The organism is Flavobacterium sp. (assembly GCF_017744675.1).
GTDB lineage: Bacteria > Bacteroidota > Bacteroidia > Flavobacteriales > Flavobacteriaceae > Flavobacterium.
This window is the reverse complement of sequence record NZ_JAGIAV010000001.1, coordinates 1,099,950-1,120,790: the sequence shown is the minus strand read 5'-3', so window position 1 is coordinate 1,120,790 and position 20,841 is coordinate 1,099,950. Positions and strand designations below refer to the sequence as shown.

Below are 20,841 nucleotides of genomic sequence, written 5' to 3'. Positions count from 1 at the left end.
CATTTTACTGAAATAAACCTCAAATATAAGTTATAAAAACCAAGAACGTAAATTTGTTCAGTAAAAAATACTGAATCAAAAATGAAAACAAACAACTTAGGTTACCCAAGAATTGGCAGCAACAGAGAGCTCAAAAAAGCATCTGAATTGTATTGGGCAGGGAAAATTTCTGCCGCAGAACTTATAGATGCCGGAAAAGAAATTCGTCTTAAAAACTGGAAATTACAAGCTGAAGCAGGGGTTGATTTAATTCCTTCTAATGATTTTTCTTTTTATGATCAAGTTTTAGATTTGACTTTAACTCTTGGAGCAATTCCAGCACGTTACCACGAATTGGCAAAAAGCAACTCGTCTCTCGATTTGTATTTTGCAATGGCAAGAGGATCTCAAAAAGACGGACAAGATGTGGTGGCAATGGAAATGACAAAATGGTTTGATACCAATTACCATTACATTGTTCCTGAATTCACAAAGAACCAAAAGTTTGAATTGTTTTCTGAAAAAATAATCGATGAATTTAAAGAAGCCAATGCGCTTGGTATCAAAACAAAACCCGTTTTAATTGGGCCAGTTTCGTATTTATTATTAGGAAAAGAAAAAGAAGAGGGTTTTAATAGAATTGATCTTATCGATGCTTTACTTCCTGTTTATTTCGAAATTCTTGAAAAATTGCAAGCAGAAAATGCCGAATATATTCAGTTAGACGAACCTTTCTTGGCTTTAAATTTAACTGATAAAGACAGAAGCGCTTTCACGAAAGTGTACAACGAAATCAACAAACGTTTCCCAAAACTTAAAATTGTTTTAGCAAATTATTTCGATTGTTTTGGCGAAAATTTAGAAACGGCTTTGGCTTTGCCTGTTGATACCTTCCATTTAGATTTAGTTCGTTGTCCCCTTCAATTAGATGATATTTTAGAATCAGGAAAATTGGTTTCAAACGTAAATCTTTCTCTTGGAGTGGTTGACGGAAGAAATATCTGGAAAAATGATTTTAAAAAATCTTTAGAATTAATCAAAAAAGCAACTAATGCTTTAGGCGAAAGCCGAATTTTAATTGCACCTTCTTGCTCTTTAATTCATAGTCCGTGCGATTTAGATTTGGAAACAAATGATGAAACGCTTACACCAGAAATCAAACAATGGCTGGCTTTTGCTAAACAGAAAATCAACGAAATTGTTCTTTTACAACAATTTGCTTCTAATGAAGTGAATATCGAAAACTCAGCCGAATACAAAGAAAATGTTCTGGCAAATGAGAACCGTAAAACTTCAAAATTAATTCATAATAACGAAGTAAAAGCACGTGTGGCAGGAATTACAGCTTCTGACAACCAACGAAAAAGTGCTTTTGCAACAAGAAGAAAAAGACAAATTGAAGCTTTAAAATTGCCTTTATTTCCAACCACAACTATTGGATCTTTCCCTCAAACAGCAGAAGTGAGAAGCTGGCGAGCAAAATTCAAAAAAGGCGAATTAACAGCTCAGGAATACAACGATTTAATCGAAAAAGAAACCGAGGCAACAATTCGTTTTCAAGAAGAAACCGGAATCGACGTTTTAGTTCATGGTGAGTTTGAACGCAACGACATGGTGGAATATTTCGGCGAACAATTGGCAGGATTTACTTTTACCAAAAATGGTTGGGTTCAAAGCTATGGAAGCCGTTGTGTGAAACCGCCAGTTATTTACGGAGACGTTTCTCGTCCAAACTCAATGACGGTAAAATGGTCGCAATATGCACAATCTTTAACTCCGAAATGGGTAAAAGGAATGCTGACAGGTCCTGTAACTATTTTACAATGGTCTTTTGTTCGTAATGATCAGCCGCGCTCTGAAACTTGCACGCAAATCGCTTTAGCCATTCGTGATGAAGTTGCCGATTTAGAAAAAGCAGGAATCAAAATCATCCAGATTGATGAACCGGCAATCAGAGAAGGTCTTCCATTACGAAAAGAAGAATGGGCAAAATATTTAGATTGGGCGGTTCGTGCTTTCAGAATTTCGGCAAGCGGTGTAAACGACGATACGCAGATTCACACGCACATGTGTTACAGCGAATTCAACGATATTATCCAAAACATTGCCGATATGGATGCCGATGTTATTACAATCGAGTGTTCTCGTTCGCAAATGGAACTTTTAGATGCTTTTGCTAACTTTAAATATCCAAACGAAATTGGTCCTGGAGTTTATGATATTCACTCTCCTCGTGTTCCTTCGAGTACCGAAATGGTTCGTTTGCTAGAAAAAGCTTCCAACGTAATTCCGTTAGATCAGCTGTGGGTAAATCCAGATTGCGGATTAAAAACCCGCCATTGGGACGAAACCAAAAAAGCACTAATAGAAATGGTTGCCGCAGCCCAAGAAATGCGTGCAGCTGTAGAAAATCCAGTGACTTAACACCTTAAATAGTTTTTGTTTTTTATGCTAACAAAGGAGGCCGAATATTAGTTATGATTCGGTTCGGCTTCATTTTGTTGGTATTACTTTTTTAGGAGCGGAATATTTATAAAAGCATTCTTTTTTTCTTTAGCATTTCTGTCCTCTCTTTTTTCAATGAATTTAAAAAATTTGCATTTACAAGCATTATCAAAAAATGCCCTATTCATTACCAGAGATTATTGTTCCTTTAAATCAACATTATAATTCCAAATTTTTACTTTACCTTTTTCGTTTACTAATATAATTGTCTCAATAGTTTCCAATCTATCATATTTTACATTATAAATCAATAAATACTCTCTTCTACTATCCGTTCCAATTGCTCTGGCTGTTTTCCATTCTTTTAAATTATAATCTTTAAAATCTCCTACTTTTTCCTTTTTCTGAATCAAAAACAGTTTTAATTTTTCTTTCTCAACTGAATTTTTATAAAGTGAATCACTAAATAATTCTATAGCAGTTTCAATTTTGTTACTACTTATTGCAGAATAAAACAAAGCTGCTGTAGATTCTGCATTATTTTTCTCTTCTCTTTCATCTTTAAAATTTACGTTAGCATTAAAATTACAACTTGATAAAAATATAATTCCTACTGCAATAATCAATTTAAAACTTCTCATTTCTTTTTTTATTATATACCTTTTCACCACATTCAAAATTAAAACTCAAAACAGCTGGCGTTTGTTGGTGCTGTTGTAATTTTTTAAAGATATCCTTTAAAAACATCAAAAAGAACCTGTAAAAGATTAATTTAAAACATAATAAGCCAAAAAAACATGTCCTATTTTGATACACTTTATTAAATGCAGCACTGTTTTTGACGTTATAAATAGCCTAAAAACAGTCATATTAAAAAATGACCTATTCTGATACATTATCCATTACCCTATTGTTCATCAATTGATACTGCTTTTAAAGGCAATTGACTTAATACTTTTTTTCAAATTTTTTTTCTATTTCTCTCCTTTCAAACCACCATAAATCTCTCAGATATAGCCATCTTGGCTTATTGTCCACCATTCTAAAGACAGCCCGTACTGATGCTCCAGGATTTTTATTAAAATTTTCCTTTGGAGGGATAACTGATACATAATACATTTCATCATCATTTGAATCTTCCTCTCTGAGATAAAAAATCTTTCCTTTTAGAAAATTATAACCTTTTTGTTCCCAATTATCATACTTCTTCCACTTTTTTGGAATTCTTAAAGATAAATTATGCTTTTCAATATTATCTAGATAAAAATTTAACTTCTCCTCTGTACAGTTAAATCTATGTATATTCCCTCCTCCTAAAGTTCCTGAAAACCCTAAATCACAGGAGGTCAAAATCATTAAACCAAAAACTGTAATTGCTAAATACTTTTTCATAATTATTTCCCTAATTCAATTATTTCAAATGCCTTAACCATATTTACAGCAGCATCAAGTTTCCGTTTCCAAAAAGGTGTAGTCCCGCTATCCGCTGTATCTTTTGCGGCCAATCCTGCCACAAAGGGTGCCGCTTCTATCGTGGCTAGAAAAGAAATTTTCGATTTTTTAAAGATCTTCTTTCAAAACGGCAAAAACAACCTGCAAAAGTTTAATTTAAAACACAATAAGCCCAAAAACAAAAAGACAACCAGAAGGCTGTCTCTTTTTTCAATGAATTTTAAACTTATCTTATTATTTCTTTCATATTTACTGGCGTTATTAAAAAATGCCCTATTCTTATACATTACCCGTTTTTATTTAAATTCATTTAACTTATAGGCCAATGAATCTCCTCTTGTAAAAACAACTATGACTTTGTTTTTATATAATTCAAACTTTTCAACTTTAGCATTAAAAAAACGATCCGGTAATTCTTTAGAGAATATTTTTTTGCTCTCCATATTAAAGAAAAAAAACTTATGTCCTTTTTTAAAAAACAGAAACTCCTTTCCAGAATTTTCTACAATCTCTGTTTCAAATTTAGTAACATCAATTTTACCTAACTTATTGTTTGCATTACATATTATTAAATATCTATAATCAGTACTTGAGCCTTGTGATAAAACAATATAGTCCGTTTTGAACAGTAGCTTTGGAATCATGCCATTATAAGAATTACAGTCAAACGAATAATTATCAAGAATATCAGTAATATCATTCAATTTTATTTCAATACCATAACTTTTATTATTAATTGGTATAAATTTGACATAATCTCCATTTTTGAAAACTGTATCTTTAGCTGTGGTACACTTAAAAAAAGCTTCTTTGCTTAAACTCTTATTATCATTAATTGATGTTTTACTTTCATTTTGCTGTAATCGATCGTTCTTTTGACAATTAAACAATAAAGCACATATAAGCAATAGGCTATAGTGGCTTAGCTGTTCTACCTTTAATTTTTTCATAATTTAAATTGGGGCTGAAATTTATAGCTTTGATTGAAAAAGATGGTGTTGCTTTCCAAAAAATGGTTCCTCCATATGCTGCTGAAGAATTAAGGAGAACCATTCCATTGAAATATCCTTGGCTTGCAGGCGAATATGTCAATAATCTTCCTGTCATTTTAAAATCTGGATTAAAAACAGCATTCTTATTACCTGAATATTTAGCCAATTTATCGTCAGTCCAGAATCCTTGAAATGTGTTAAAATGTGAAGTATTAATTCCTAATCCAAGTGTTCTAGATTTAATATGATCCCATCCTTTAGTTGCTAAATCAAAACCATCCCATCTCGTTGCACCATTTGAAAAATCATTTCCTCCTATCACAGCATTGATAGCCGCTTGCATTCCATACTCTGAATTATTATTATATTTTGTAGAATTACCGCCGTTACCGTAGCCATATATCCCCTCGGTTTGTAAAGTTGAAGATATCGTTTTGACTTTGTAATTTGCTAAGTTAACGATTGAAGATGCTAAAGCATAAGATTCTTGTATCTAGCTCCGTAATAGTACAATCCTGTCTCTTTATCGAGCTCTTTCGAAGTAAACAAATACGGAGTATTCCACTTGGCATTCTTCTCTTCTAAGAAACCCTCCCCGAAAGGCACGTACTCAATATGCTGCACCACTTCGCCGTCTAAGTTAGTGATATAAGATGTACTGCCCAAATGATCTGGCAATGCCCTATTTTGATGCATTACCTATTCTGATACAATACCAAATTATTCATTACAAAATTTTATATCTGACTCTATTATACCATTGGAAGCAAGTGTCATTTCATACTCATCTACTTCTCCTCCTTCTTTGAAGTACCTTTCTTTTTTATCTCCATGCATATTAACTTCAATATATTTTACTTTTGCTTCGTTTTGCATAACAAATCCAATCGACATAATAGCCTTTCCATCTTTTATTTTCAAACAAGCCGATTCATTGAAAACATAAAAATTATCTATATTAGAGTAATCTAATTTAAGGCATACAATTCCATACTGCCTTCCCCCATGTTTAACAATTTTCGAATCCATAACGGCTCCCTTAAATTGAATCTTTTCAATATTCTTACCTGTATGTTCAAAAACGTCTTTATGCTGTTCTTTAATATAAAATTGACTAATTATAATTACACCTATGAAAGCTATTATAATAATCAAAATAAATAATAGTTGTTTCGTTATTTTTTTCATAATCAATTATTAAAAAGGAAGTTTTAATTTTTTATACCAGTTAGATATTATATCTGCCCAACTACGTTGTTTTGTAGGGACTGGCTTTGTAAGTAACATCGTCGTTCCCATATGTGCTTCTCCCCCTATATTTCCTCCTGCAAAAATTCCTCCTGATGGACCTATTCCAACAGAAGCTCCTAAACTGTAAACTGTCCATGATTTATCTTTTGCTACTGATACTTGGCCATTTACAGCTACTTTCCCTAACAAAGGCTCATAAGAACCATAAACTCCTCCTCCTGTATATTGACCAGCAAATGCCTCGGGATTATTAGTATTCTTAACTTTAGGATCATGAACTGCCAAAAACCAACTTGCTCCTGCATTCGCTGAAACCGAAAAACCTGTTTCTGCGTTTAATTGACCTTCAACTCCCATATAATCGTACCAATAGCCCGAATATTCATTTCCTAAAAACAGTGTGTTTATTTTAGAAATACTTCCACTTGTACCAGTACCTGCTACTGCTGTAACTGATCCTGTTATTTGATAGCCAATTGCTAAATTAGTTACGTCAGAAATTGTATGATTCCCTTTAAAATCTCGATCTGAATTTAAAGTAATGTCTATTGCGCTTGTTTTTATGGTTAGGCTTGAATTATTTTTCCCTTTTATGATAATATCATCAGGTTCATTACCATCAGGATCAATAAACTTAGCAGGATTATTAAAGGCATAATTGTATGGTGACCAATTCGGATATTTTTCAGCCATTTGGTCAACAGATTTCATGAGTCCGAGCTTCGGATCAAAATATCTAGCTCCGTAGTAGTAAAGACCTGTTTCTTTGTCAAGCTCTTTACTTGTGAATAAATACGGCGTATTCCACTTGGCATTCTTCTCTTCTAAGAAAACCTCCCCGAAAGGCACGTACTCAATATGCTGTACAACCTCGCCGTCTAAGTTAGTGATATAAGATGTACTGCCCAAATGATCTGGATGATAATAGAATTGTTGCAATTCAGCATTGTCGTTTTTAGCCATTTTTCCTGTTGAAGAACTAGAATTAGTTTCTCCAGAAGGATTGCAACAAAAACCAAGACCGTTTACATAATCGTTATTGTCCACACCATAATACGGCACTTCAAACGTATCATAATTAGATTTCGTTATCTCTAATGCTTTCTTGTATTTCGCATCATAATTTACTTTTACGCCAGAGAATGACTCTCCTGCTTTTTCCACACGTCTTGGGTCAGCGCCATAGCTTTCAAAATCACCTATTTTAGAAACAATTCTTTGGCTTCCAATATAGATATGCTTGGTATATCTGCCACCATTTTGTGCAACCAAATATGGGTTTACATAAAGGGTAAAATCTGAAGTCGAAGTTTTGCCTCCTGCAAATACAGAATTCACAAAAATACCTTGTCCTCCGCCTGATAGTTTGGTTACCCTTTCTCCACCTGCGTCATAAGTATAGTTAGAAACGTAACCGTTTATGTCAATAGCCTGTAAACGATTCTCTTCGTCCCAGATTAATTTCTTTTCCTGAGCTTTTTCAACCACTTGATTATTAAGTTTGACCTCTTCAGTATTCACGTAAATCATGTTACCGTTTTTGTCGTACGTGTATTTGTTGTTTTTCTGCTTATCGACTTTTGGGTCGGTATTTTTAGTTCTGTATTCTGTTTCGGCTATATTATCCAGCAGGTGTTTGTTGGTGCTGTTGTAATTATAATTCAGGGTATAACCTGCTTTTAAAGCGCCTGTTTCGGTCACTTTGTTCTGCGCCACGTTTTGTGTTTTGCTTATAATGTTATGCAGGTTATCGTACTTCATTTCTAAATTATAGTTTGCCGTTTTCTGGTCGGCACCTGTATAGACTCCATTTGCAGAAGTCAATTGATACAGGTTGTCGTAGGCATAATTGTGCGCCATGCTGCCTCCCATTTTATTGGTTACGCCAGCGGCACTATTGGTTACATTGAGTACGTTGCTTACTTTGTCGTACTGGTACTTATTGTTCATAAACGTCCTTGGCGTATTATTGCCCTGATAGCCTGTTCCGGAGGCTACAGTCATATTGTCGAGTCTTCTTCTCAAAGGCTCGTAATCGTATTTGGTTTCGGTTCCGTTACAGTATTTCAGGTAGCTTCGCTGCTCAAATTTGTCATAGCCTATTTTGTTGACATAATTGTAACTGTAGGCTTTTTTTCCTGCCACTGCCTGCAACAATCCGCCAGAATTGTAGGTATAGCTTATTTTTTCCTGATCAGGATAAATCATTTCCTGCAATCGGTTCCAAGAATCGTATTTCCAGTTTGTAACATAAGTGGCTATGGCCGAGTTGGGCACAATCACGGTTCTTTTAATGCTCTCGATCTCACCCATAACGCCGTATGAGAATTCTTGCGCTCCTGTGGCATCTTCCAACAGGATTAATCTTCCTTTGCGGTTCTGGCTTTCGTTTTTAGAGCCATAGACATAACGTACATCGTTCTGAGGGTTTTCAGGATAATGTATGTTGGTTAGTCTGCCGTAATCGTACTCATAAGTAATCTTTTTGCTTTTAGCTTCTAGATTTGCTGTCTGTCTTTCTAAGAGGTTTCCTAAAGCATCATATTTAAAGGTGCTTTTTCCTGCATCTGGCTGTATAACCTGCGTGCGTCTGTCGCCCATATCGTAAGTGCTTAGGGTTTGTTGCCCTTGTGCATCCGTCACGGTGGTGTTTCTTCCTATTCCGTCATAGCCAAACTGTGTTGCAACATTATTGGCATCTAGCGTTTTTACGGTTTTTCCTGAACCGTCTGCATAACTTGCATTTATGTTGTTTAAGGCGTCTGTCACTTCAGTTTTTAACATACTTCCTTCTATGGTGTAGACCATTTTTGTGGCTGCTCCGTCAGGCAGAGTGGTTGTAATTGGTCGATCCAGAACGTCATAAGTTGTTTTAGTTGGCTCAACGGCATCAAAACTGTCCATAAATTTATTCCAGTCGCCAAGTGACGAAGTCTGCGGATAATAGGCTTCTTTGACACGCCCAAAAGCATCAAACTTCGCACGGCCAGAAACAATCATAACATCGCTCTGCTGGTCTGGTTTCTTATTGTCAGTAATAGCAGCGTCTTTTTTGACCTGAATGGCTCTTCCTAGTCCATCTACAAAAGTGACTGTTTCTATAGGATCGTTAGGGTGCTGTGCATCAAAATGTTTGGTTTTGGCATAAGCGGTTCTAGTCAGGTTTCCGTTAGACACTTCAGTCTTCGGGAAATACTCCATCATAATGGTATAAGGCTGTCCTACAGCTGCCTCTTTTGGCCCTTGAACTTTGGTCAAACGACCAAATTCATCAATTTCTTTCTTGATTACATAACCGTTTATATCCTCGGTTTCTAATGGAATCCCGTAACGGCTGTCGTAATTTCTGTTGTAACTTCTGTACTCAAACTGGTCTGAGATTTCTTCTACATACATCTTGAAAGTATCATCGTAACGATACTTAAACACAGGACGTTCTTTTTTATAATTCTCAGGCAATGTTTTTTGAGTTATGTTTCCGCAACTATCATATTTTAAATCGGTAATTGCCCATTGGCTATCATTAAGTTTCTGGCTAACTTGGGTAATATGATTGGCAAAATTAGGATCTGCATAGGCTGCCCTAAAATCACGAACTAATGTTCCCCCTATAAATACTCTGCTATTTACAGGCAGTCCTAAAATATGTTTGCTCAAATTTGCCGAATAAGAAATTTCGGTTTTATAATTCCCTGAGGAATTATCTTTGTAGGTGTAGCTCTTTAAATCTCCAAAGGTTCCTGAACCTACATAGTATTCATAGTTTATTTCGTTTAACTGAAGCGGATTTGTACCGCCTTCGTAAGCTAATGAAACGGCTTTTTTAAGGGGAGTAAAGCTTACCCCTCTGTCTGAACATATTTTGGTTATAGGAGTAAAGTCGTATTGGTCTCCAGTTGCTTTTACTGCATAGGTATAGTAATCCTGTGTACTCTCTGTATATTTTGCACCAGAATTTGTTGAACTGTCTACACCTTCATTACTCTCTAAAATAGAGCTTAATAATTGTCCGCTATTGTAGTAATCAGAAACATCAAAGTTTTGAGTTAAGGTACGATATACTTTATCCCCATTTTCGGTGTCTATGTTTTGTGTTTTTACTTCACCAAAGCCAAGGAATGTTCTTTCGTGGCGTTCGTATTTTCCTTTTGCATAGGCAAATTGTGTTTTCATGTCTACACCATCACTTGCAATTCCGTCTTTTACTACAACACTCTGCATGACCCATTTCCCTCCCGGATGGTCATAAGTAGGCTTACTTCTAGTATAGTCTACAATAAACTCTCCGCCAAGTGGTGTACGCACTGCTTTTAGTTTATTGGTGCGGCCAATAGTAGAGCGCTTTACTTCTATGGCATTATCTACTGTTGAAGTTAAATAATCTGGGAATCCGTCACCATCTATATCTTGCAATTGGGTTTCTACACGGTTACTTGAAAGCGCTACGTTTGCTCCTGGGTTTATGGCTACTTTTACCAAAAAAACGGGAAAACCTACTGTAAATGCTGCATTGAGCGATTCCGCTGTAGAGGATACTTGCCCTAAAGTACCAAGTCCATTCCATGGAATTGGTGCGCTAAACTTATCTCCCAGATTAAGTCGCACCAAATCGTTTTTAAATACCTGGTCTACAAGTCCGTCTCCGTTAACATCCTGTAAAGTAAAGTCGTTCCAGCTAATATTTTTAGTTACTCCATATCCTGCTGTAATTGATGAAGAACCAAAATCTACCCCTAATCCAAAACTTGGAAAAATAGATTCTCCTTTACTGATATCTTCTAGTCCATAATCAATTGGATCAGTAAAACCATATCCTAAATTAAGTTGTACTTTTTTATCACTCAATATTTTATCCGGAAGTCCATCACCATTAATATCAGTCCAAGTTTGCACCGTTGCCTCGTTATTAGTAGCAATTCCTCCACTGATGGTAAGCGAGCTGCTTGCATTTTTAGCATTATTTAATGCTGCTTTTGCCGCCATGTTTGATTTATCTTTTTTATAAGTGGCTCTAGCAGTAGCTACAGCAGACGAAAAGAAAGCTTGCCCTCCATAAGATACAGACTTAGCCTCATGGCTACTGGTATGAATTCCTGAAATTGCAATATTTTCTCCTTCAAAACCTCCGCTACTATTGGTCATTTGAATATTTGATTTTGAAATAATATCAGGGAAACCATCACCATTCATATCCTGAAAATCGGTAATTACCTCCGTATTACCTGTAGCATTGCTAGCTGTAAGACCTCCAATTCCTGTTTGTACTGATGTACTTGTTGATTTAGTGATTTTATTAATTCCAAATGCTCCAGTTCCTTCTGTACAATAAGGCTTGTTTGTAGTTGGAGTTCCAATAGCTAATCCGTCCAGCGGATTTGTTAATACTACATTGCTCTCGCCTAAACGTGAACTTGACATGAATGTATTGTTTACATAAATCTGGTTATTGGCTCCAGACCAGTATTTTTTGGTTGTTACATCAGGATTCATAACCATAAAGATCATTTTTCTAGGATCAGTTTCAGCTTTGTCAGAATCCGGTAATATCAGTTTGCTTTCGTCTATAGGCTGGTTGTAGCGTCCGTTCATGCTATTGTACACAAACTGCCCCCAATGTCGTTGCATTGAACCAAATTTTTCTGAATCTGCCATTGCTGGAGCAAATACTGCCGCTGTAAGTGTTGTTCCGTTTATGTTTACTGTAGTTACAGGCGGAGCAATTGTTCCCAATGCCGCACGGTCAGAAATGGTATATTCAACCCAAATTTTGTCGCCTACAGCTGCTGTTACTGCTAAAGGAGTAATAGAAACAAGTGCCCCATTCTTCATGGTATAATTGCTCTTGCCCAGTAAAACACCGGCACTTGTTTTGGCTGATAATGTTACCTTGTAAGTGATGTTATCTGTATTTGTTGCCGTAAAAGTAGGTGTCAAACTAAGAGCTGTAGTTGCTGCAGTATAGACATTCCCTTCGATTAAATGACTGGCAAAAATGCTGTAGTCTTTGAAAGGAACCACTTCGTAGTCTGATGCGCCTGTGATGTTTGCTTTGTTTATTCCTGCACAATTAGCATCAGATGTATTTATAGCTGTAAATGTTCCCGCAGGATAATGCGTTAACGTGGCATCCCAGGTTATTTTGTCCCATGCTACATTGGTTTCACTAGTTACATCAATTTTTACTTCCTGATAATCTGCTACAATGGCCGACAGAATTGTTTGGGCTGTTAATGTCCCATTAAAAGTTTCGGTTCTGGCAAATGTTCTACACCAAATGGTTTCAAAAACTCCTGAACTGTCTTTTCCTGAAATGCTAACCAAAACAGCATCACTTGTCACCGGTTTTGTAAAAACTCCTGTTACCCTGATGGCTCCTGTTTCATTTGTTTTTTGAGGAACGGCATTTGTTGTACTGTTTTCAACCACAAAACCTTCGCTGGCTTTGTAACTAAAACGCTGCTGTCCTTCAGGATTTGTTGGCAAACCGGCTCGGCTTACATCGGTGTAGGTAATAACTGGATTCCAGTCTACCTGATCAAAAGCGCCATTGGCCAAATCTGTACGTCCGGACTGAACCCTGAAATATATTTTTTCGCCTTTTGCCACTGTTTGCGAAGCTACCGTAAGATTTAAAGAAGGAGTTATTTTTGTCAGCGGTTGTTGTGCCACAATTTGTGTACCTGCTTTTTGTATTCCTACAAAAACTCCATCTGCCAGTGCATATTCGGCCTCGTCATAAGTTCCTGTAGGCGCTTTGAGTGTAGCGATACCGTCAATTTTTACAGTACCTGCAAAAGGTGCTTCCCATACACGCACTACATCCTGCAATGGTGAATTTGCAATGGCTTCTGCCTGCTCGGCAGGATCAACTGCCGTAACCGTTTTATCTATAGTACCATTCCCTTTCATTGGACTGGCAGTGTCAGAACTTGAAGTGGTAAAGGTAGGAATGGCATTTCCGTTCAGATTAACGATATGATTAAAATAAACCACCCCATCACGAACTAAATCGACCAGACCATCGTTATTTATATCCTGAAAATATGTACTTGTGGTACTTTTGCTATTTTCATAACTGGTTCCTAAGGTCACTATCATATTACCGAATCCAGGTTTAGTTTCAGCACCGAAACTAGTCGACACCGTTTTATTCATCAAAATTGCCGAAATCCCGTTTATTTGATAACGATCGCCAAAAGTTTTATCTCCAAGATTTGGCCTGTAATAAATTTTTCCTGATTCTCTAAAAACTTTATCTACCAAACCATCTCCGTTAATATCAACCAAAGCCAAAAACCCTTTTGACTCTGAAGAGGAATATGAAAAATTTGCACCTGCAGTGTTGCTTGTTGAATTTATACCTCCGTCATTAGGCCCAACTCCTACATAGAGAGAGAATCCACCCGAAGTAGAAACTCCACCGCCTAAGGCTGATATTTTATCATTGAAAATAATACCGTCTTTACTAATATCGGCTTTTGTTATTACAGCGTTTCCTGTTACATTATCTGCTCCTGTATTCCAATCTTCTTTTGCTTTAAAAGGTACATATCCTTCCGAAGCTTTCACATCATCATAATAATCAAAAATATGTTCATTGAATTTTGATCCAGCCGCATCGTTCTGCACTACTTTTTCTAATAGCGTTTTCTTAAAAGCTCCATCACCTGCCTTATAGACAAAATCGTAACTGCGAAGTGTTTTCCCCAAATGGTTTACCGTTACTTTAGTCAACAATTTCTGTTCAGAAGTCAGGAAACCGTAACGTCCGCTGCTAGTTTTTACTGTTTTCTCACCCGCGCTTGTAAAGGCAATTGTACTGTGTGCATTGTCGTCTTTATTTCCGTATTCTATTTGTGACAGATATACAGCTTTTGCTGTGATGCCGCCGCCTACTGTTTCGTTTGTAGAAGTATAATTATATTTAATGTAATCCCCATGCAATTCTGTTATACTTGTTAAGTACCATTGTGCTATATTGCCATTGTCTCCTTTAAGGGTTTGTTGATACTGGTATCTGGTTCCATTTTTATCGGTTACTTCCCATATATAATTTTTAGGATCGCTACCTTTTCTGATTATTTTACTAAAACTTCCTTCTGTTCTTGGATAAAACTGAACGTCGCCCGACTTACGGGCTATTTTTTCTCCACGATGGGCTACTATAGGTTTTTGGTTTTCCATCACAGCGAGCATTGTTCCACCCATAGTATAGGTTTCTGTTTCCTGTGTTGTACTATAACGTGGCACTCCCCAGCGTGTGTCTACACTGATGGTTTGCAATTGCATACTCCAACCTTCTCCAAGCCAGCCGTTGCTAACATCACTATTATAATTAATAGAAATACTGGGCTGCATACCGTTACGCGCAGGGGGCACTTCAATGCTATACCTTAAATCTGCTGTCCCGTGTTGATTTGCAGTTGGTGGCTGTATAGCCTGAATTGCTGCTGTCGGATCTGCTGCCTTGATATCGTTCATCATTGTAGCTGCAAAACCCTGCGTATCTGGAGATTCTGGTGTTTTGATAACACCATTGATCATATCGGTAAAATGGGTGGTTTTTGAAATGATTACTTGGTTTGCAACATCAAGACTATCACGTTCTAAGGCTTCCCAATGTCCTGTGCTTTTATCAAAGTAAAAAGTTCTAATGTCTTCTTCAGTATATCCCTGAGGCAGTAATTCTTTCTTATATCCTAATTTTACCAATGCTCCTTCAGCAAAATGTTCGCCATGTGGCAGAAAACGATATCCATTTCCTAATGTAAGGTTTGTCATTGTCGGATCTAATGCCGGCAAATCGATCGCTCGTAACGGAGTTATGCTTAAAGTCTTATTTTGCAACAAAGCCGAAGCATTTACCTCTAAACTTGCCGCTCCTACACTCAATGCCATTTTTTGGCCTTTTATAAATGCTTTTGACTGTCCTGCAAAAACCGCTGTTAAAGGTTCTTTGTAAACATTATTTATGATTTCTAAAGCGATTGTCTTTTCTAATATTTGCCCTTTCGAATGGATCTTTACCGTTGCTTTTGAATTATTTCCTGCAGGCAGTATTGTTTCAAAAAAGCCATTGTAATGTGAAATTGTTTTTCCTTCAACTGTAATTTGGCTATCTGCTGGTAATCCCTGAACAAAACCACTAACATAACCTTCTCCTTTGTAATTCAGTCCTTTTAAATTGTCCATTCTTAAAGAGCCCGATTTGCTTTTTTCTATTATTAAAGACAAATTACGAACCTGATATCCATAGGTTGCATTTTCTGGAAGCGAAAACTGAAGCGTATTTTCACCTCTGCCTAAACTAGCTGCATTTATGTATTGTTCCTGTTTGCTCCATTGATCGCTTTGTTGCACCCAAGTTCCTCCGCTAGAAAATTCATCGTTTACACTGATAGCTACCCCCTGATGATCCGCAACGCCTTGCAGTTCATAAACTAGTTTTACTCTGTCGCTAGGTGCAATATTTTGCTTAATTTCAAAATGAAATAAATTATCTGCTGGATTATCTAATAATTTCCCGCCATATGCCCCAATAGTACCTTCTTTTTCTACTGCGCTAATGATAATTTGATTGGATGCACCCACTCTTTCTACGTGCGATTCTTCGTTATTTTTTTTGGTTTTAATAGTTTTTAAGCTATTACCTTCAGTATTTAAAACAGAAGTTGGAGTAACATTATTCACAATTTTGCTCTCCGATTTAAAATTATAAGCAAAAGCAGTTTGTCCAAAAATTAGAACAGCCAAAATACTTGCTGTAACTCTTTGAATTGCTAATTTGAAATTTTTCTTCTTTTCCATGGTTTTCCTAAAATTGGTATGGATTACTTATTATTGTTGAATTTTCACTAAACAGCAAAACTCTAGTTGATAATTATCGATTTAGAAAATTCTCCCGCTGTTGTAAGCACCTTTATGATGTAAACCCCTGCTGCAGGAAGGCTTGTCGTAAAAGTGCTTGTCTTTTGGTATTCGGGATTTCTCAGCTGTGTAATCAATGTTCCTGAAGTATTAAATATTAAAACCATCACTTCTGAAGGTTCATTTAATTTTACATTGATTGTAAAACTTGCTCCTACTTTTGAAGGAATTGGAGCAACTATAAGATTATCTGTTACTTCTGGTGTTGGCGGCACTATTTCTTTGCATTCTGGTGCTGTAAGTGTTATTTGCTGCACTACTTTACTTGTAGTTCCGTCACCTTCTGCAATAGTTAGATAACCAGCTGTTCCCCATGTTAATTTAGTAGGACTGATTACAAAACCGGTACTAACTAGATTGTAAATGCCATTATTTGCTCCGTCTAAAGCCACAAATGCATAATATGCAATTCCAGTATCTGGAGCATTAACAACTTGACTGCCTACGTTTTTGCCATCAACAGAGCAACTAAAAACATTTCCTTGTAAATCCAATTTTATCTGGCTCCCTTTTGTTAAGGATGCTAGGGCCGCCGACATTGTTCCTTTATTCCAGAAATACAATTGATCTTGCTTGATGACAACGCCATAATTAAGCAAGGCTGTATTTACTGTTTTTTGACTAATAAACCCGACATATTTATCTGAAACAAAATCTGTTACTGCCCATACCAAACTTCCATTAGTTCCTGCTGGAAGCGCTGTACCTGAAGTAACTGCTGCCAAGGGAGCTCCTGTTTTTTGGAAATTGGTGCCTAGCATTTCTAAAGTAAGGTTATAATCTCCTGCTTCTAAGTTTTCGATTTCTTTTTTAGAATCATAGAAAGTTCCCGTTTGCAAAACTGTAGAACTTGCCGTTTTAGTAAGTGTATATTTGTAGCCAGGAAGTCCTTCTTTTACTTCAATTTTAATTTTTCCATTCTGCTGCAAAACCTCATCTTTACAAGTTGGTGCAACTCCTTCTTCGAGAGCAATAAGTTTCACGGTCGCATCTTTATATCCAAAAGAAAATACATCTTTGCCATTGCCATCTGTATCCCAGATTACATTATTGAAAATGATTTTTTTTCTGGTATTGTCAATGTCACTTACCGGATAGTATTCGACATTTTCAACAGCAAATTCTCCTGTACCCGAACGGTCAATGATTAAAAAGCTTCTGTCTGTATTATTGGCGAATTCTGCTGCTCTTGATGCATCAAATGAGAGCTCTACTCTTGAGCCTGTAGGAACAAAACCACCGTGGGCTACTGTTAAGGATACATCTGCATTTTTTTTCTGTAATGCAACAACTCCATAAAAGGCTTTATCCATATCTGCCGGTGCAATGGTCAGTTTTTTTGTTGCAAGATCTTTCGTTCCGTCAGGATTATAAATGTTTATGTATATCTCATTTTCTTTTTTCTCGATGCTTAGAGTGTGAATAGTAGCAGACATGGTTCTCCAATATTCTGGCTTCTTTGTGTTTTCTAAAATGTAAGTAGCTCCTGTCGCGTCTATTTTTATTCCGTAATCAGATGTACCCGCCACACCGCTTTGATCTCCAAATTTCACTTGAATTTCAGTTCCAACCGGTATTGATTTAAATTCTAAATATCCGTTCTTGCCTTGCAAAGGAATTTTGGTAACACTTGTTCCTACAGTAGAGGCTGTTCTATTTGTAAAAGTGCTTCTGCCAAATTCTGAGTCTACATCCAATCCTGTAGTATTAAAAAGCAACATTTTTTGTTCTGCTGTCGGAGGAGATACATTCGTAACTAGTTTCCACGTTCGCTGCATTCGTTTTATTCCAGCAATACCACCACTATTTTGAGTAGCTAAAGCGCCATTGTCGTCGCCCCATAAAGTTGCGTTTTTATCTAGGAGATCGTTTCCTGGAAATTGTCCCATAACCAATAATCGGTAACGGGATGACTGATCTCTATAGTTGGTATCGTAGTAAGAATCGTATGCATCCGAATGATACGGTGTTTCTTCATAACTTGTCGTTGAAAATGGCTGATTTAAACCACTAACATCATCACGCATTATTCCGGTAATGCGATTATTGTATTTTGCATTTGCATTCCAGTCCCATATTAATTTATCATCACTTGCGATGTACGAATTACCCAGGCTGACTCCATATTTTATTGCAAGATACGTTTCGGCTTTTCTGCGTTCAAGAGGGGTCAGGACTCTACTGTATACTAACAATTCAGGAACGTACCCATAAAAATTATTAGCAAAGTTGGTCATTGAATAAGTTGACAGACCATTAGCCGTATTTAAATAGCCATATCCTAGAGTAAGATTAGCTTTTTGATCTTCTCCCCAAACTGAACTGTTAGGCTGTTGATATTGGTAATAGGAAACTATTTTTAAGGAACGTTCTCGATACTTTGCATCAATTCCTTCGCTATTATCTTGCTTGCGATACAAATCTTCACCAACACTGCTGCCATAATCTAAAATTTCAGCATCTCTTTCTTTGCTATTGACAATTTTATCATTACTAACTAAAGCACCCTCATTTGGACGCCCAGTAATCCCAAACAATATATTTTCATAATTAAAATAGGTACCTGAATGGCCAAATAGCCCGATTATAGTTCCTTGCGATAAATTGGTATTATTTAAAAAAAACTGACGGCTGCCACCATCTAAATATAATGATGGATTGAAATTGAAGTAGCGCCCTGCATTAGTATATTCAGTATTGGTATTCCAGTTGTTTAACTTAGAACCGTCTCCACTGTAATCTTGCCATCCAAAATTACCATTTGAAAGACGATTTGATTTGAACCATACTTGAGCTCCTGAAATTCCTCCTGGCGATTGGCCACGAACGGAGAAGTGAAAACTTAAAACTAAAATACAAATCAACAAAGTAATTATTCTTCTCATTGCCACATCGATATTGGTTAGTAAACTTTACTTTTTAAAGTAAATTTCTTACAATTTTAATACATTATTCGGAAACAAAAAAGAAAAATATAAAAATTAACTTGTTAATTTTTTTTAAACAAAAGAATAAACCACCTAAATTAGATTTATAAAGAAGAAGGAAATTCTATTAATTAAAATACTTTAAAATCAGATTAAAAAAATTAAAGCACAAAAAAAGCGCTCCAATTGGAGCGCTTTCTGAAATTGAATATAAAAACTAAGATTAGAAGTTTTTAGAGATTCCGATGTTTAATGTTTTACCAAAGTTGAAGTAGAAATTGCTAACATCTGGTCCGTTATTGTCATAGTTTAAAGTTTCGTATCCTAAACCTCCAATACTGAAGTTAAGACCAAAACCTTTTTGCATGTTGATGAAAAGCGCTGGAGTTACACCAATGTACATTCCGTCTGCTTTAGATTTTGCATAGTTTGCTCCAATATAGCTTTTGTCTGTTTGATTTTGAAAACCAGCTCCTAAATCTGCGAATACAGCAAAAGTTTGGCTCAATGGTTTTGTATAACGTACAAATGCACCAGCTTTGAAACTGTTTGTTTTGTATTCGTTTACTCCTTGATCGTCTTTTGAAGAAGCAACAGTAAATTCACCTCCAACAGTCCAGTTTTCGTGAAATTGGTAACCTACTTTTGGAGAAAAAGAAAATTCGTTTGATTTTCTTTCAGCATTACCATAATCTCTTGTTTCAGAAGAATAACCAATGTTTCCACCTACTAATACTGTTCCTTTTTGTGCGTTTGCAAAACTGCAGATAGCTAAAGCAGCTACCACTAACATTTTTTTCATTTGGGCTTTTATTTAAAATTTATGTTTCCCTTAACAACAACAGTGCCGTGAATTAAGGTTTTTATATTTTTTTTAAGAGATACTTTAAAAGCCAAAATGTAGCAATCGACAGTATTTCTAATTACTTTTGTACCAAATAAAAAATCTATGTCGATAGTAGTAAACAACATATCAAAAAGTTACGGAACACAAAAAGCATTAAATTCAATTTCTTTTTCGATTGAGAAAGGAGAAATTGTTGGATTTTTAGGTCCAAACGGAGCTGGAAAATCTACTTTAATGAAAATTTTGACCACATATTTATTGGCAGATGAAGGCTCAGCCCTTGTAAACAGTCACGATGTCATGACGGAGGCCAAAGCGGTACAGCGTTCGATTGGATATTTGCCAGAGCATAATCCGTTGTATTTAGATTTGTATGTTCGTGAGTATTTGGCATTTAATGCCGATGTTTATAACATTCCAAAATCAAGAATTGAAGAAGTAATCCAACTGACAGGACTGACACCAGAAAGCAATAAAAAGATTGGACAGCTTTCTAAAGGATACCGCCAGCGTGTTGGGTTGGCAAATGCTCTGCTTCATGATCCAGAAGTTTTAATTTTGGACGAACCCACTACTGGTCTGGACCCGAATCAGTTAATGGAAATTAGAAATGTGATTAAAAATGCAGGAAAAAATAAAACTGTTTTTTTATCTACACACATTATGCAAGAAGTTGAAGCAATTTGTGATCGTGTCATAATTATTGACAAAGGACAGATTGTTGCAGACAATAAATTAGACCATTTGGTTACAGCAGATAAAGAGCAAGTTATTGAAGTTGAGTTTGATTACAAAGTAGAAGAACAGCTTTTGGCTAGACTGGAAAATATTTCTTCGTACATAAATACTCATGACATGACATGGGAGCTGACTTTTGTTACAGACAAGGATATGCGTCCTGCAATTTTTGATTTTGCCAACGAAAACGGATTAAAAACATTGCAGCTAAATCAGAAAAATAAAAACCTAGAGGCTGTTTTTAGAGAAATTACGAAATAAGTATTCGGTCTCTCCCGATAGC

General features: G+C 36.1%; 11 protein-coding genes. 2 read left to right on the top strand and 9 right to left on the bottom strand.

The annotated features are described in order from the left end of the window. The first annotated feature begins 81 nt into the window (after positions 1-81). Positions 82-2,403 (top strand): 5-methyltetrahydropteroyltriglutamate--homocysteine S-methyltransferase, encoded by a 2,322-nt coding sequence (metE, locus tag J7574_RS04870; protein WP_290964951.1) that lies wholly within the window; start codon positions 82-84, stop codon positions 2,401-2,403. Positions 2,404-2,621: 218 nt separating this feature from the next. On the opposite strand, the gene J7574_RS04865 is transcribed toward metE, so the two are convergent. The 9 genes from J7574_RS04865 to J7574_RS04825 all read right to left on the bottom strand — a co-directional run bounded on the left by J7574_RS04865 (position 2,622) and on the right by J7574_RS04825 (position 19,775). Continuing rightward, positions 2,622-3,065 carry a hypothetical protein gene (locus J7574_RS04865; protein ID WP_290964948.1) on the bottom strand — a complete coding sequence of 148 codons (444 nt, stop codon included), beginning with the start codon at positions 3,063-3,065 and terminating at the stop codon, positions 2,622-2,624. Between the two features lie 307 nt (positions 3,066-3,372). Continuing rightward, positions 3,373-3,816: a hypothetical protein gene (locus J7574_RS04860; RefSeq protein WP_290964946.1), complete on the bottom strand. Its 444-nt coding sequence runs from the start codon at positions 3,814-3,816 to the stop codon at positions 3,373-3,375. Positions 3,817-4,172: 356 nt separating this feature from the next. Then, positions 4,173-4,826, bottom strand: a complete 654-nt coding sequence (locus J7574_RS04855; protein WP_290964943.1) for a hypothetical protein — start codon at positions 4,824-4,826, stop codon at positions 4,173-4,175. Beyond that, positions 4,789-5,211 (bottom strand): hypothetical protein, encoded by a 423-nt coding sequence (locus tag J7574_RS04850; protein ID WP_290964940.1) that lies wholly within the window; start codon positions 5,209-5,211, stop codon positions 4,789-4,791. The genes J7574_RS04855 and J7574_RS04850 overlap by 38 nt, the downstream gene beginning before the upstream one ends. Before the next feature lie 128 nt (positions 5,212-5,339). Further along, positions 5,340-5,564 carry a hypothetical protein gene (locus J7574_RS04845; RefSeq protein WP_290964937.1) on the bottom strand — a complete coding sequence of 75 codons (225 nt, stop codon included), beginning with the start codon at positions 5,562-5,564 and terminating at the stop codon, positions 5,340-5,342. A gap of 24 nt (positions 5,565-5,588) precedes the next feature. Beyond that, positions 5,589-6,056, bottom strand: a complete 468-nt coding sequence (locus tag J7574_RS04840) for a hypothetical protein (protein WP_290964935.1) — start codon at positions 6,054-6,056, stop codon at positions 5,589-5,591. A 9-nt stretch (positions 6,057-6,065) separates the two neighbouring features. Continuing rightward, positions 6,066-15,926, bottom strand: coding sequence for a SpvB/TcaC N-terminal domain-containing protein (locus J7574_RS04835; RefSeq protein WP_290964932.1), 9,861 nt, complete (start codon positions 15,924-15,926; stop codon positions 6,066-6,068). A 62-nt stretch (positions 15,927-15,988) separates the two neighbouring features. Beyond that, the gene (locus J7574_RS04830) at positions 15,989-18,931 is read right to left on the bottom strand and encodes a T9SS type A sorting domain-containing protein (protein WP_290964929.1); all 2,943 of its coding nucleotides are present in this window, start codon (positions 18,929-18,931) and stop codon (positions 15,989-15,991) included. A gap of 265 nt (positions 18,932-19,196) precedes the next feature. Further along, positions 19,197-19,775: an outer membrane beta-barrel protein gene (locus J7574_RS04825; RefSeq protein WP_290964926.1), complete on the bottom strand. Its 579-nt coding sequence runs from the start codon at positions 19,773-19,775 to the stop codon at positions 19,197-19,199. A gap of 147 nt (positions 19,776-19,922) precedes the next feature. Between J7574_RS04825 and gldA the strand changes: the two genes are divergently transcribed. Next, positions 19,923-20,819 (top strand): gliding motility-associated ABC transporter ATP-binding subunit GldA, encoded by an 897-nt coding sequence (gene gldA / locus J7574_RS04820; protein ID WP_290964925.1) that lies wholly within the window; start codon positions 19,923-19,925, stop codon positions 20,817-20,819. Positions 20,820-20,841: the final 22 nt, after the last annotated feature.